This window comes from Paenibacillus sp. OAE614 (genome assembly GCF_040546645.1).
Classification (GTDB): Bacteria; Bacillota; Bacilli; order Paenibacillales; family Paenibacillaceae; genus Paenibacillus_AQ; species Paenibacillus_AQ favisporus.
The window spans coordinates 1,194,848-1,208,577 of the sequence record NZ_JBEPOD010000001.1 but is presented as its reverse complement, the minus strand read 5'-3'; the positions used below and the strand labels follow the sequence as shown (position 1 = coordinate 1,208,577).

Here is a 13,730-nt window from a genome sequence, read left to right as displayed (position 1 = left end):
AGAGCAGGAGAACGATCCATGCCCTACTCTTCATTCTTATCCCCCATTGTTCCGGGGATTGCCGCCGCATCAGGTTTATATATCATACTCATCATGCTGCTGATTTGTCTCACGATGTACAGCAGGCAGCGCAAAAAAGCCTATCTCTACATGGTGGCGGCCTTTCTGTTCATTATGGCATACGAAGGGGTGAACATCCATTTCGCCTTCTCCGGATCGCCTAGGCAAGTGAGATATCCGGAAGGTGCCGATTGGCTGCAGGCCTTCTCCTTCCTCCTCCTTAATTTCGCTGTGTACCAGCTGTACCACCGGATGAACCGCAGGCTGCGGGCGCTCCTGATCGTCATGGCGCTTCTGTATGTCGTTCCGCTCCTGTCTCCAGGGTTTCTGGAAGGGACCGGAAGCTGGCAGGCGGGTTATATAGACCTGTGCCAATTGGGCACCGTAATGATAGGGCTATTCGGCATGGCGCCTCGGGTTGGCCAGTGCAAGAAATATATCGCCGGATTGGCCGTCTATTTCGTCTACATTTCGGTCCATCTGCTGAACAACCTCATCCCCCTGGAAGAGACTTGGATTCCGGCTATCTGGATCTGGCTGCCGCTCTTGTTTTACACGCTCCTCTTTTTTATTTTGTTTACACGGATCGTGGAGCAAATGCAGTCGATCTACCGCTCGTCCATTACCGACGGCTTGACCAATTTATATAACCGCCGCTTCTTTACGAGGCAGCTGAACCGTTACGTGGATCAGGGGCTGAAGGTCTCGCTGATCTTCTGCGACATCGATAATTTCAAGAAGCTGAACGATACCGAAGGCCATGCCAGAGCAGATCAGGTGCTGAAGCAGGTGGCCGCCATTATCGAGGAGGAAGTCGACGAGACGGGCCTGGCCGGGCGGTACGGGGGCGAGGAGCTGGTAGCCCTCATCGTCGACAAAAGGGCCAAAGTCAGCCGGATCGCCGAGCAAATCCGGGCCCGGGTCGAAGCCGAAACAATCGTGACCCTAAGCGTCGGATACAGCGTCCTTCGCGCCGGCATAAACGCCGGTACGCTCATTTCGCAGGCGGATCAGGCAATGTACCGCTCGAAGACGACAGGCAAAAATAAAGTGACCGCATACCGGTCTTCAAATCCGCCAGCAGCCGTCGGGACCTCCCCTTCGGCGGAAAGCGCGAATACATAGAAACCGCATCCATGATGATGTTGAATAAAGGAGTATGTAACGAATGAGTAAACAGGAACTCCCCGCAGCTTTTGTCAGACAGATGGAATCCCTGCTGGGAAGCGATACCGAAGCATTTCTTGACAGCTACGAGCGGCCGAGAACGCATGGGCTCAGGTTCAACGGCTTGAAGCTTGCGGACGTGCCGCAGCTGAAGGAGGCCGTCATCCGGGAGTTTGGCTTGACCCCGGTTCCTTGGTGCAGCACCGGCTATTATTACGGGGAGAACGTCCGGCCCGGCAAGCATCCGTACCACACGGCCGGTTTATATTACATCCAGGAACCGTCGGCCATGTCGGCTGTGGAGCTGCTAGATCCGCAGCCCGGCGAGACGATCCTGGACCTGGCCGCGGCGCCAGGCGGCAAGAGCACCCATATCGCCTCGAAAATGAAGGGCGAAGGGCTGCTCGTCTCGAACGAAATCCACCCGGAACGGGCGAAAATTTTGGCCGAGAACATCGAGCGTATGGGCGTTACTAACGCTGTGGTTACATGCGCGGCGCCGGACGAGCTGTCGCGCCGTTTCCCGCAGGCTTTTGACCGGATCATGCTGGACGCCCCATGCTCGGGCGAAGGCATGTTCCGCAAGGACTCCGGGGCGATCGCGGAATGGACGCCGCAGCTGGTCGAGCTGTGTGCTGCTCGGCAGTGGGATATTTTGCAGGAGGCCTACGCCATGCTGAAACCCGGCGGTACGATGGCTTATTCAACCTGCACGTTTAACCGCAGCGAAAATGAAGACATGATGGAGCGCTTTACGGCTACTTATGCCGATATGGAAATCATCGCCATGAAGCGGCTGTGGCCGCATCGCGAGGCGGGGGAAGGGCATTTTGTCGCCCTCCTCCAGAAGCAGGGAGAAGCCAGCGGCGGCGGGCACACCCTGGAGGCCTCGCCAAGCGAGCGGCAGCGGCCGCGAAGAAAAGGCCGCAGCGGAAGCGGCAAGCCGGGAGCCGGCCTCCAGGACGCCCAGTCTGCGCTGAAGGCGTTCCAGGCTTGGGCGGATGAGGAGCTGCCGGACTTCGCGCTGCCGGCGGGTACGCCGATTCTGTTCGGCGAATCGCTGTACCTGCTTCCAGGCGGGGAGCTGCTGCAGGAACAGCAGCTCCAGGGCCTGAAAGTGCCGCGGGCGGGCCTCCACCTGGCCCACCTCAAGAAAAACCGGATCGAGCCGGCGCATGCGCTCGCCATGGCTCTCTCCCCGCAGCAGGCGGCCAAGCGCATCACGCTGGCCGCGGAGGACCCGCAGGTCTTCGCCTACCTGCGGGGCGAGACCCTTCAGGTCGATGCTTCCCTGAAGGGCTGGGTGCTCGCGGCCGTAGACGGCCTGCCGCTCGGCTGGGGCAAAGCCAGCAGCGGGCAGCTCAAGAACCACCTGCCCAAAGGCCTGCGGCAGCACTAGCCGCCACGTAACCGGCCATCAACAGCAAAGAGCCTCCCTACGCCAGCGTGTACCAAGCTGAAGCCGTAGGAAGGCTCTTTTTAATTATTATGACAAACAGTATTTCAGCAGCGCCGCGTGCACGCCGTCCTCATTGTTCGAAGCCGTCACCTCATTAGCTGCGGCCTTAACCTCCAGCGGCGAGTTATCCATCGCCACGCCAAGGCCGGCGTAGGTGAGCATCGTAATGTCGTTATAATAGTTGCCGATTGCCAGAATCTCCTCCTGCCGGTAGCCGCGCCGCTCAGCGAGCTGCTTCAGGGCGTTCCCTTTGGACGCTTCCGGATGCATCAGGTCGACGAAGTATTCTCCGCTCCGCAGGATGTTAAATTCCGGCGTCCACGCCGCGATGTCCTGATGTACCCGGTCCATCGTGTCCGGCTGCCCAAACGCGGTGACCTTGACGATCGGATCACTCAAGTCATGCAGCGGCGGCAGAACCGACGGCAGCATCAGATAGTTTTCATACATGCTGCGCACTTCCACAGCCAGTCCCTCAACGTCGTCGACAAACATCTGGAACGCCGTATTAACGTCAAAATGCACGCCTTCCTTCCGGAAGTAATCCAGGTAAGGCACGATCGCCTTGGCGTCCATCGCGTATTGGTGGACCACTTCCCGGGTGTCCACCTTCACCGTCGCTGCCCCGTTATGGCTGATGACGTAGCCGGAGAGCCCCATTTGTTCCATAAACGGAATGGAATTTTGCGGTCCTCTCCCGGTGCACAGCACGATTTCAGCGCCTTGACGCGCGGCCTCCTGAATCGTCTTCTGCGTCTGTTCGGTTACTTCATGCTCATCATTAAGCAGTGTGCCGTCGACATCCAATGCAATCAGTTTGTATTTCATGCTCCATCCATCCTTTGCCGTAATATCTCTATCTGTTCTAAAGCGAGCCGGTCTTTGGTCTATTGTAGTATGCCAATGTTATCGGGATGTTTCACCCTTCCCGAGCTGCAGCAGCTCATCCTCCGTCAGCTCACGGTAAGTCCCGATGCGCAGGCCTTCATCCAGCTTCAGTTCCCCCATCTGCACGCGCTTGAGGTAGGTGACCTTTTTCCCGACAGCCTGGAACATCCGCTTCACCTGGTGAAATTTCCCCTCATGGATCACAAGGGAGATATGGGAGACGACCTCGTCCCCCTGCTGCTCTTTGCGCAAAATGGTGAGCTCGCCGGGCAGCGTAACATAACCGTCGTCCAGCGTGACCCCGGAGGCGAACTGCTGTACATCGGCTTCGGTCACGTCGCCGGATACGACGGCCTCGTATGTTTTGGGAACATGCCGCTTGGGCGACAGCAGCTCATGCGCCAGCTTGCCGTCGTTGGTGAGCAGCAGCAGGCCTTCCGTGTCCTTATCCAGCCGCCCGACCGGAAACGGCTCGAATGCCAAATGCTCCGGTTCCAGCAGATCCAGCACGGTCCGGTCCCGTGTATCCTCGGTCGCCGATACGACGCCCGGCGGCTTGTGCAGCATAAGATAGATAAATTCCTTATACTGCACCTGTTCCCCGTCAATCCGGATGTCATCCTTATACGGGTCGACATGCATGCCGCTGTCCTTGGCCCGGGCTCCGTTGACGGTAACCCCCGCCTGTTTGATTTTCTTCTTGATATCGCTCCGGGAGCCATATCCCATATGCGTTAACACCTTGTCCAACCGCAGTGTCGTTCTGCCCTGCTTGCTCATGCGGATGTCCACCTCCAGCCTGCCGGATATTCGTTCTTCAGCATGCCCTCCTGCCACTTGCCCCATCCGGCCGAATAGCCGTCGATGCAGACCAGGGCGTAGCCCTTGGGCGAAGCTTCGCCTCCGCATTCCACGCGGTCCTCGGGAATCCTCAGCGTTTCGCCCTTCAAATAACGCACGGCTTCGCCGCTCCCGGAGTCGAGCCGGATGACCCGGATGAACTCACCGGGATGCAGCGCCGTCGCCAGCGGATGGGCGGGAACGAAGCGGCCGTTCTTGGCATCGCCCATGTACCAGCCCGGGCGGACGACCTTCAGCCCGTCGAGAAGGCTTGGCGGCAGCGGCGATTGATAAATATGGGAGCCGTAGACGACCGTATGGCCCCCCGGCACGAAGCCAAGGAGATGCTCGCGGATGAAAGCTTCATACGCGGCCGTTGGTGCGGCTTCGCCTTGGTTCCCCGCACCTTTTTTCGCCGGTTTTCCTTTCATGGGCTTGGCGTTTCGCGTCGGCCGTTCCTTGCCCTTAGGCCGGTCAGCGGACTCCGCCGGAGCCGTGCTGCTCAGCAGCGCGTCTCTGGCCCGTTCCGCTTCGGCGGCAGACTCAGGGTCCGCCTCATGCTGCAGGACAGCCAGGAAATGCCCTTCGCCTTCAATCCGGTGCGGCCACAGCCGGGCCGTGCCCCGAACCTGCTCCCAAACCTGATCCGGAATATGCCCGAATCCGGAGCCTTGTTCCTTCAGCCAATCCGTTTCCCCTGCGGCAAAAGAACCGGTCCCTCCGACCGGAAGCACGCGGAATTCAGGATGACCTGCCACGAATTCCGCTATCATCCCCTCGTTTTCTTCCGGAGAAAACGTACAGGTCGAATATACGATCCGTCCACCGGGTCTGAGCATGGTGGCGGCTGCCCTAAGAATGCCGCGCTGCATGTCCGCATACTTCAGCGGCGAATCCCCGTCCCATTCCTTGATCATCGCTTCGTCTTTGCGGAACATCCCCTCTCCAGAGCAAGGGGCGTCGATCAGAATTTTATCGAAAAAGGCCGGGAACTTCTCCGCGATCCGGTCGGGATGCTCATTCAGCACGACCGCGTTGCGGACGCCGTACAGCTCAATATTTTTGGCCAGCGCCTTGGTCCGGTCGGCATTCAAATCATTAGAGACCAGCATGCCTGTCCCCCGCAGCTTGGCCGCAATTTGTGTCGATTTGCCTCCAGGGGCGGCGCACAGGTCCAGTACGGCCTCTCCCGGCGTTACGTCCAGCAGCTCCACCGGAGCCATTGCGCTTGGCTCCTGGATATAATAAAGGCCCGCATGGTAATACGGATGCCTGCCGGGCCGTTCACCCGCTTCGGTATAGAAGCCTGTCCCGCACCAGGGAATCGGCCGCAAATCCCACGGGGCGATAGACAGCAGGTCTTCTGTGGAAATTTTCAGCGTATTGACCCGGATGCCGCTGCGCGGCACAAGGTCATACGAATCCATAAAATCGGTATACTCCTCTTTCAGCAAGGAACGCATCCGTTCCTGAAAGGCAGCCGGCAGCTTAAGTGCCATGTGCTTCATCATCCTGTCTTTAATATAAAATCGTTGGCCGGACCCCATTGTATCAGCCCTCGTCCATACAAACAACCCGCTGCGCATGATCGGCAGCGGGCTGAATCCGAATGTTATGCCTCATCGGAAGGATCGTTTTCTTTAGATCATGGCTGTAAGATTTCAGGGATACTGAAACATCCCATGATCGCAAGAAAAATTTCCGCTAATCTCGGTCTGTCTCCTGTGAGAATACGTCGATAGAATTTTTCTTATAGGCCGCCATCAGTTCCCGTACCTCGTCGAGAAGCTGTCTCATGCTCTCCATGTCATGGGGCTTGCCCGGCTCGGTCTGGGACCAGATTTGATTGAACCGTTCCTGGAACGCCATCGCCTCGTTCACCAGATGATAGAAGTAGAGCTGATGGATCATCGCCAGCACCGTAGAGGTCACGTTGGAATCGTCCTCAAACTGCTTCTGCGCCTCAAGGATATCCTCACGGATGCTCGACATTTCGTTATCCAGCACGGATGCCGCTTCGGCCGCGGTCTGCAGCCGCTTGCGGATGTTCTCCGGAAGGCTCTCCCGGTACTTATAGCTGAGCGAATGCTCGATCGTCGCCCAGAAATTCATCGCCAGCGTGCGGATTTGGATCTCCGCCAGCACCGGTTTTTGACCAAGCGCCGTCTGAACCGGGTACTCCACGATCATATGAAAACTGCGGTAGCCGCTTTCTTTATAGTTCGTAATATAATCCTTTTCATACAGCACCGTCAGATCCTTCCGCTTGCGGATGTATTCGGCCACACGGCGGATATCCTCAACGAACTGGCACATGATCCGGATGCCGGCGATATCCTCGATCCCTTGCTCCAATTGATCCATCGGAACGCTAAGCCGCTTCGCCTTGTCCAGAATGCTCGATATTTTCTTGACGCGTCCGGTCACGAACTCGATCGGGGCATATTCCTCTCTCTTCTTCAGTTCCGCACGCATCGTCTTGAATTTGACTTTCAGTTCCTCAACGGTTTGTTCATACGGTAGTAGAAACAATCCCCAATCTCTGCCGTCCATTCACATGCCTCCTGTCTGTCTCCCTCAGTGATGGTCTGCCCCCACAGCCTCGGAGATATGGGCAAAGCCGTCACGACGCAAAAGCTCTCTCAGCCCGGCGTTGATTTTCCGGTTGATTTCGGGTCCTTCATATATTAGGGCAGTATAAATTTCCACCAGGCTTGCACCTGCCCTGATCTTCTCATAAGCATCTTCAGCCGTAAAAATGCCGCCGGAACCGATGATCGGCAGCTTGCCGCCTGTCTGGCGGTATACCCGGGATACGACCTCCGTGGAACGGATTCGTAGCGGTTTGCCGCTTAGTCCCCCGGTTTCCCTGGCGTTCGGATGGCTCAGCCCTTCCCGCCCGATCGTGGTGTTCGTGGCGATAATGCCGGAGATTCCGCTCGGAGCCAGCGCATCGACCATTTCTTCCAGCTCGCCGTCGTTCACATCAGGCGCAATTTTCACCAGAATATGCTTGGACTCCCCGTGCTTGGCGGCTTGTGCCCGCATCTCTTCCATAATATGCCGGACCAATGTCGAAAGTTCGCTGCCGTACTGCAGATTGCGCAAATCCGGCGTGTTCGGCGAGCTGATGTTAACCACAAAAAAATCCCCGTACGGATACAGGGTACGCAGGCATTCCTGATAATCCTTATAGGCTTCCTCGTTCGGAGTTACTTTATTTTTGCCGATGTTCACGGCGACCGGGATTCTGCGGTTCTTGATGGCCGACAGCCGCTTGGCCATGGCCTCCGCTCCCTCGTTGTTGAATCCCATCCGGTTCACAAGCGCCTCGTCGGGCGGAAGGCGAAACAGGCGGGGCTGCTCGTTGCCCGGCTGTCCCTTCGGCGTCACCGTGCCAACCTCCATAAAACCAAAGCCGATGGAAGAAAAACCGTCGACCGCTACCGCATTCTTGTCCAATCCTGCTGCAAGTCCAACCGGTGTCGGAAAATGTATGCCGAACAGATCCACTGCGAGGTCTGCCGTCTCGTTCACGCCGTACATGCTTCGCAGTAGGCCCGTTCCTCCCGGAAACGCGCCCGCGGAATGAAGTCCGCCGATGACCAAATGGTGAGCTTTCTCCGGATCCATTTTAAAAAATATCGGTTTTGCCAAATTTCGGTACAGCACCAGCCAATCTTCCTCTCCATGCACATTGTTGTCTCTATCCTTCAGTTTATCCTTTATCGGTATAAAAATAAAGTTTTTTGCCTGATCGAACCGGCTGGCTCCAAGCCCTTTCCCTGCTGGTATTTTACATTGAAAGCCATTACAATGAGGGTAAGATTGAATCTGATTAGGAAAGAAGGTAGAACGTCATGGCAACCAAGCGCAAACCGCCGACGCTTCAGCAGAAGAAGGACGAAGTCAACCGGAGGGCGTTGCTTTGGGTCGGGATCGGCCTGCTTTTGCTCATTCTGCTCATTTCGGTTCTGATTATTTTCAACGTGTAATAAAAGACGTCTATCGACGTAGATGGGAAGAAGACTGACCGCGTTTAACGGAAGTTTCGCTTGCGACACGCACTTTCACCTGGGACAAGCTTTTTTGCCAGGGCTGCGGTTCACAGCCAGTGATACGTCTGATGGGGGTTCGTCTGATCCTGCTTCGGCTTCGTAAGGAATCTTTCCTTCGGCACGAGCGGCAGATCAGGCAGAACCCCCTTGCTTATGAGTACAGGGGTGCCTAACGGTACGAGATCAAAAAGCTCCTCGATATCCGCCCTGCTCATGCGGATGCAGCCCTTGGATTCGTCTTTGCCCACGCTGTCCGGTTCGTCCGTGCCGTGAATCGCGTAATTGGTGTCCGACAGCTGCATGCCCCTGCTTCCAAATTCGCCGTCATCCCGGCCGTTCGGATTCATCACCTTGATCGAAATTTTGTATTTCCCCTCCGGCGTACGCTCTCCCCCCAGTCCAACCTTATAACTGCGGATGAGCTTATCCCCGCTGACTACGGCCAGACGGTGCGCCGCTTTATCAACGATAATTTCGAGCCGCTCCTGCAAAAAGGGCTCCTGCTCCCATGTCGAAGCAAACGGAGACGACGGCGTATTGGCACCGGATGCCGTTTCACCGCTCCCGCCTTCTTGTCCCTTAGAGGAACTTCCGCCGGATTGCATCCATTCGGCCATCGGGGCAAACGCCTCCTGCATGCGCGGCGTCCGCCCCGAAACCCAATTTTCCGGAAACGGCCGCGTCAGATCGTTCACGGACTTCGGCAGGGCTCCGTTCTTGTCCCGGTAGGCAGCCATGGCGCTGTACAGCAAAGCCAGCTCTTCCTGCTCCAGGGTCCATTTCGCGGCAGCGGACTGCAATGCTTCCTGATCCTCTGGTTTGCATGCGCAGTCTTTGGCATTATAAGACTGATAGGTCATCTTTCCTTTCCCGCCGGAAAGCATCGTATAAGAGACTGGCAGATCGCGCGACCACAGCTGCCATTTTCCCTGCCGTTTCATGGTCAGGACCGCCAAGCGGTTCCTGGATTTCTGTGCGATTGACATTTCATCCGCTAGCAGGTGCGCCTTGCCGTCCCCATCGTCCTCGCCCAGTGCGGTAAACACCGTGCCAGATGCAGGCTGTCCGGCTTCTGCAGCAGCCCCCTCGCCTTTACCCGTATCCTTTTTCTCCGGCATATCACCTGCTCCTGCAGCCGCCTGCACTTCTTCCCCGGGGCTCGCCGGTTCTTCGACAAGGCTCTGCCGCTGCGGCGATCCCACCGAAGGAATCAGCACCAGAATGAGAATCATCAAGGCAACCGCCGCCCGGCGGATCCGCCGCCGGTTCCGCTCCGCGTCCTCGGCCTGCTTCAGCAGCTTCTGTTCGTATTCCAGCCAAATATCCGAAGGCACCCGGCTCGTTTCAAAAGCTTCATAAATTCCGCCCGACTGGTTAAAGCAGTAGTTGGCTTTCCCCTGCTGCCCGCTTTTTTCATATTCCTTCCCCAGCAAATACCATCCCATTTTATTGTCCGGATGCATCTGAACGTATTTTTTGAGATAGAGCGAATTCTTCAAAGGTAACCTCCATGCGCAAATGTTCTTTCTATTTATATCGGCACGCGGAAAACAAAAAAACATCCCCCTCGAGGCCTATTCGGCCGGGGGATGCTTTCAGACATAGGCGAAAGCATGAAGCGTTGCTTCAGCCTTCTTTATGAAAAGGGCAGTCCGCGATCTTAATGGAATCGGTCGGGCAGCCGTCAACGGCATCCTGCAGGTCATCGTACATCTCTTCAGGAATTTCGGTGTTGCCTGTGTTGTCGTCGCCGCCGTACACGACCCCGGCCAGCCCCTCGTCGTCGTAATCGTAAATATCCGGAGCGGTTGCGCCGCAGGCGCCGCACGCGATGCAGGTATCTTTCTCAACCCAAGTATATTTGGCCATGGCTCTCCTCTACCTTTCTATTTATCTATATCAATGATCTATCCAAAAAAAACGAAATGTTCTCCACTATAGCAGCAAAACCATATTTATATGGTAACGCAAATTTCGCCGTCTCTTCAATGACAAAAATCACATATTTTCGTTTCGTGACTTTCGCCCTAGCCGCCTACGGAAGATCCTCGTCGCGCTTACCGGCAAAATCCATCTGCAGCGACGTTCCCCGCACCCGGTGGTTGCGCAGCAGCGCTGACGGATCGTCGCCGAGCATCCCCGCGGTAACGACGGCGTTCTCCCCGAACTTGTTCCGCAGCTCGTCCATGATCTTCGTCAGGTTCTCCTTCTTCGGCTGCTTCTCATAGCTGAACAGATCGAGCTGGATCGCCGACTCCTCTTTCGGCACCAAATGCTGCAGCGTCACGCCGAGCAGCCTGACCGGCTTGTCCCAGCTCCAATGCTCCGCATACAGCTTGCGTGCCGCCTCGTAGATGTCCTCGGCATTTTCGGTCGGGGCAGACAGCACGCGGGCACGCGTGATCGTCTTCATGTCCGGCGTCCGGATCGTGATCTGCACCCCGCCTGCGACCAGTTCCTTCCTTCTTAAGCGCCGGGCTACCTGATCGCTTAAATTGAGCAGCACCCGGTTGACATCTTCCTTGGCGCTGATGTCGTGAGGCAGCGTCGTCGTATGCCCGACCGATTTGCTCTGCTCCCGATCCTCCACCACCGGAGAATGGTCAATACCGTTCGCCGCCTGCTTCATCCAGGCCCCCACGACTCCGAACACGCGGATCAGCGCTTCTTCGTCCGTACGCGCCAGCTGGCCGATCGTATGGATGCCGATTTTGCGCAGCTTCTCCGCCGTTTTGCCGCCGATCCCGAACAACTCGCCGCAGGGCTTGTTCCACAGCACGTTCGGCACATCGCGGATGCGAAGGACCGAGATGCCGTTCGGCTTTTTCATATCGGAGCCCATCTTGGCCAGCAGCTTGTTCGGGGCGATCCCGATGGAGCACGGCAGCCCGAGTTCCTCATAGATCCGCCGCTGGATTTCCTCGGCGATGTGCTGGGGCGTCCCGAATTGCTTCGATCCGGTAATATCGAGATAGCATTCGTCAATCGAAGTCGCCTGCATCAGCGGCGTATAGGAATAGGCAATTTTCATAAAAGCCTTGGAGTATTTGCGGTATAAATCAAAATCAGGCTTGATGACGATCAGCTCCGGGCACAGCTTCAGCGCCCGGGTGACCAGCATGCCTGTCGAAATGCCCCGTTTCCGCGCAGCATAGGAACAGGTGACGATAATTCCCTTACGCAGCTCCATGCTCCCTGCAACTGCGGTGGGCATGCCCCGGTATTTCACCGGCTCCTCCGCCTCATGGACGGAGCAATAAAACGCGTTCATATCGACATGCAGAATGACCCTTCCATTCTGCGGATAATAGGCATCAACGCTTGGCTTGTCCATCCTTCTCACCCTTACCAAATTCATAAATCCAGCATACCCCTCGCCAGAAACGAGGTCAAGAACCCTGGGAACCTACTTGCACGAGGAATTCTTTGTTACATTCCCGCGTAAAAATGATATAATAATGAATTATACAAATGACGTAGTGATCATTCCAAGACTTCCAAAGGAGGACTCCCATGTCTAAGTCCATTTCCATCTTCGATACGACCCTGCGGGACGGCACCCAAGGCGAAGGTGTCAGCTTGTCCGCCGACGATAAACTGAAGATTGCCAAGAAGCTCGATGAGCTTGGCGTACAATACATTGAAGGTGGCATTCCGGGAAGCAACAGCAAGGACATCGAGTTTTTTAAAAGGGTTCAGCAGCTGGGCCTGAGCGCCAAAATTACCGCTTTCGGCAGCACGCGCCGTAAAGACAGCAAAGCTGAGCAGGACGGAAACTTAAAGCGCATTCTAGAATCCGGTGTACAGGCCGCCACGCTCGTCGGAAAATCTTGGGACTTCCATGTCCATACAGCGCTGCAGACCACGCTGGATGAGAACCTGGCCATGATTTACGACTCGATCGCCTTTTTGAAGCAGCAGGGGCTTGAAGTCATTTTTGACGCCGAGCACTTCTTCGACGGCTATAAGAACAATGCGGACTATGCCGTGTCCGTGCTGAAGAAGGCCAAGGAAGCCGGCGCCGATTGGCTGGTGATGTGCGACACGAACGGCGGAACCCTCCCGCATGAAATTCACGGGATCGTTACCAGCCTGACTTCGCTTATCCCTCAGGCCCAATTCGGCATCCATACGCATAATGACTGCGAGCTCGCCGTGGCCAACACGCTCAGCGCGGTGGAAGCTGGCGCCCGCCAGGTTCAGGGAACGATCAACGGCTACGGCGAACGCTGCGGCAACGCGAATCTCTGCTCCATCATTCCGAACCTGGAGCTCAAGCTCGGTTACGAGTGCATCGGCGAAGATCGCCTGAAGCAGCTGACCAACACCGCCCGCTTCGTCAGCGAAATCGCCAACGTTAACATGCCGGTGAACCAGCCGTATGTCGGCAACGCGGCATTCGCCCACAAAGGCGGAATCCACGTCTCCGCCATTCTTCGCGACTCGCGCACGTACGAGCACATCGTGCCCGAGCTCGTCGGCAATAAGCAGCGCGTGCTGGTGTCGGAGCTGGCCGGCCAGAGCAATATCGTGTCAAAGGCGCAGGATATGGGCCTGGACTTCGACTCCACGAGCGAGCATTCGCGCAAAGTGATCGAGAAGATCAAGGATCTCGAGCACCAGGGCTATCAGTTCGAAGCTGCCGACGCGTCCCTGGAGCTGCTCCTGCGCGAAGCCGGCGGCGAAATGAAGGAGCTGTTCACCTTTGAATCCTTCAAAATGCTGGTAGAGAAAACCGCCGGCAGAGCCGTCGTTTCCGAGGCGTTCGTCAAGCTGAACGTCGCCGGCAACAACGTCTATACTGCGGCCGAGGGCAACGGTCCGGTCAATGCGCTTGACAATGCGCTGCGGAAGGCGCTTGTGCAGTACTTCCCGGCAATCAAGGAAATGCACCTGTCCGACTATAAGGTCCGCGTGCTCGATGAGAAGGATGCGACCGCGGCCAAGGTTCGCGTACTGATCGAATCCCGCAACATCAACCAGTCCTGGAACACCGTCGGCGTGTCCGAGAACGTCATCGAGGCGAGCTGGGAGGCGCTGGTCGACAGTATGCGCTACGCCCTGCTGGGACAGATCCTTCAGGCATCGGAACCTGAAGCGGCTTCACCGTCGCAAGGGCTGGTCAATCACTAAACCATTCATATCAGCTTAACTGAAGCAGACCGTCCGGGAGCTATCCTGGACGGTCTTTTATTTTCTACAACAAATTCACAAAAAAAAGAAGACCTCCGTTCACGCGGCGGGTCTTCCATTCAACC

General features: G+C 56.6%; 12 protein-coding genes. 4 read left to right on the top strand and 8 right to left on the bottom strand.

Annotated features, from left to right (window positions below; genetic code table 11):
• Positions 1 to 18: 18 nt before the first annotated feature.
• Both ABIE48_RS06065 and ABIE48_RS06060 read left to right on the top strand, forming a co-directional pair.
• Entirely contained in the window at positions 19 to 1,185 is a 1,167-nt protein-coding gene (locus ABIE48_RS06065; protein WP_192715066.1) for a GGDEF domain-containing protein, read from the top strand.
• Positions 1,186 to 1,228: 43 nt separating this feature from the next.
• Positions 1,229 to 2,626, top strand: coding sequence for an RsmB/NOP family class I SAM-dependent RNA methyltransferase (locus tag ABIE48_RS06060; RefSeq protein ID WP_145024883.1), 1,398 nt, complete (start codon positions 1,229 to 1,231; stop codon positions 2,624 to 2,626).
• 87 nt (positions 2,627 to 2,713) lie between these two features.
• On the opposite strand, the gene ABIE48_RS06055 is transcribed toward ABIE48_RS06060, so the two are convergent.
• The 5 genes from ABIE48_RS06055 to ABIE48_RS06035 form a co-directional block, all read right to left on the bottom strand.
• Positions 2,714 to 3,514, bottom strand: a complete 801-nt coding sequence (locus ABIE48_RS06055) for a Cof-type HAD-IIB family hydrolase (RefSeq protein WP_105441560.1) — start codon at positions 3,512 to 3,514, stop codon at positions 2,714 to 2,716.
• A gap of 78 nt (positions 3,515 to 3,592) precedes the next feature.
• A complete protein-coding gene (locus ABIE48_RS06050) occupies positions 3,593 to 4,354 on the bottom strand; it encodes a pseudouridine synthase (RefSeq protein ID WP_192715067.1) in 762 nt (253 codons plus the stop codon).
• Positions 4,351 to 5,913, bottom strand: a complete 1,563-nt coding sequence (locus tag ABIE48_RS06045) for an RsmB/NOP family class I SAM-dependent RNA methyltransferase (protein ID WP_192715068.1) — start codon at positions 5,911 to 5,913, stop codon at positions 4,351 to 4,353. Before ABIE48_RS06045 ends, ABIE48_RS06050 begins: the two co-directional genes overlap by 4 nt.
• A 205-nt stretch (positions 5,914 to 6,118) precedes the next feature.
• Positions 6,119 to 6,967 (bottom strand): GTP diphosphokinase, encoded by an 849-nt coding sequence (yjbM, locus tag ABIE48_RS06040; protein WP_076170223.1) that lies wholly within the window; start codon positions 6,965 to 6,967, stop codon positions 6,119 to 6,121.
• A gap of 24 nt (positions 6,968 to 6,991) precedes the next feature.
• Complete coding sequence (locus tag ABIE48_RS06035) at positions 6,992 to 8,086, bottom strand: quinone-dependent dihydroorotate dehydrogenase (protein ID WP_192715368.1); 1,095 nt, start codon at positions 8,084 to 8,086, stop codon at positions 6,992 to 6,994.
• 188 nt (positions 8,087 to 8,274) lie between these two features.
• On the opposite strand from ABIE48_RS06035, the gene ABIE48_RS06030 reads away from it, so the two are divergent.
• Positions 8,275 to 8,409, top strand: a complete 135-nt coding sequence (locus tag ABIE48_RS06030) for a hypothetical protein (protein WP_258167940.1) — start codon at positions 8,275 to 8,277, stop codon at positions 8,407 to 8,409.
• 110 nt (positions 8,410 to 8,519) lie between these two features.
• Here ABIE48_RS06030 and ABIE48_RS06025 read toward each other — a convergent pair whose 3' ends face one another.
• From ABIE48_RS06025 to ABIE48_RS06015, 3 genes are all read right to left on the bottom strand, one after another.
• Positions 8,520 to 9,971, bottom strand: a complete 1,452-nt coding sequence (locus ABIE48_RS06025; RefSeq protein WP_192715069.1) for a L,D-transpeptidase — start codon at positions 9,969 to 9,971, stop codon at positions 8,520 to 8,522.
• A gap of 127 nt (positions 9,972 to 10,098) precedes the next feature.
• Entirely contained in the window at positions 10,099 to 10,341 is a 243-nt protein-coding gene (locus ABIE48_RS06020) for a ferredoxin (RefSeq protein ID WP_089546064.1), read from the bottom strand.
• Positions 10,342 to 10,507: 166 nt separating this feature from the next.
• Positions 10,508 to 11,830: a DNA polymerase IV gene (locus tag ABIE48_RS06015; protein WP_354518502.1), complete on the bottom strand. Its 1,323-nt coding sequence runs from the start codon at positions 11,828 to 11,830 to the stop codon at positions 10,508 to 10,510.
• Between the two features lie 155 nt (positions 11,831 to 11,985).
• On the opposite strand from ABIE48_RS06015, the gene cimA reads away from it, so the two are divergent.
• A complete protein-coding gene (cimA, locus tag ABIE48_RS06010; protein ID WP_145024890.1) occupies positions 11,986 to 13,605 on the top strand; it encodes a citramalate synthase in 1,620 nt (539 codons plus the stop codon).
• The last annotated feature ends 125 nt before the right edge of the window (positions 13,606 to 13,730 follow it).

Bases quoted from the DNA above. Each gene is read 5' to 3' on its own strand.
- ABIE48_RS06030 (WP_258167940.1), top strand. From the start codon at position 8,275: ATGGCAACCAAGCGCAAACCGCCGACGCTTCAGCAGAAGAAGGACGAA.
- cimA (WP_145024890.1), top strand. From the start codon at position 11,986: ATGTCTAAGTCCATTTCCATCTTCGATACGACCCTGCGGGACGGCACC.
- ABIE48_RS06015 (WP_354518502.1), bottom strand. From the start codon at position 11,830: ATGAATTTGGTAAGGGTGAGAAGGATGGACAAGCCAAGCGTTGATGCC.
- ABIE48_RS06050 (WP_192715067.1), bottom strand. From the start codon at position 4,354: ATGAGCAAGCAGGGCAGAACGACACTGCGGTTGGACAAGGTGTTAACG.
- ABIE48_RS06065 (WP_192715066.1), top strand. From the start codon at position 19: ATGCCCTACTCTTCATTCTTATCCCCCATTGTTCCGGGGATTGCCGCC.
- ABIE48_RS06055 (WP_105441560.1), bottom strand. From the start codon at position 3,514: ATGAAATACAAACTGATTGCATTGGATGTCGACGGCACACTGCTTAAT.
- yjbM (WP_076170223.1), bottom strand. From the start codon at position 6,967: ATGGACGGCAGAGATTGGGGATTGTTTCTACTACCGTATGAACAAACC.
- ABIE48_RS06045 (WP_192715068.1), bottom strand. From the start codon at position 5,913: ATGGCACTTAAGCTGCCGGCTGCCTTTCAGGAACGGATGCGTTCCTTG.
- ABIE48_RS06020 (WP_089546064.1), bottom strand. From the start codon at position 10,341: ATGGCCAAATATACTTGGGTTGAGAAAGATACCTGCATCGCGTGCGGC.
- ABIE48_RS06060 (WP_145024883.1), top strand. From the start codon at position 1,229: ATGAGTAAACAGGAACTCCCCGCAGCTTTTGTCAGACAGATGGAATCC.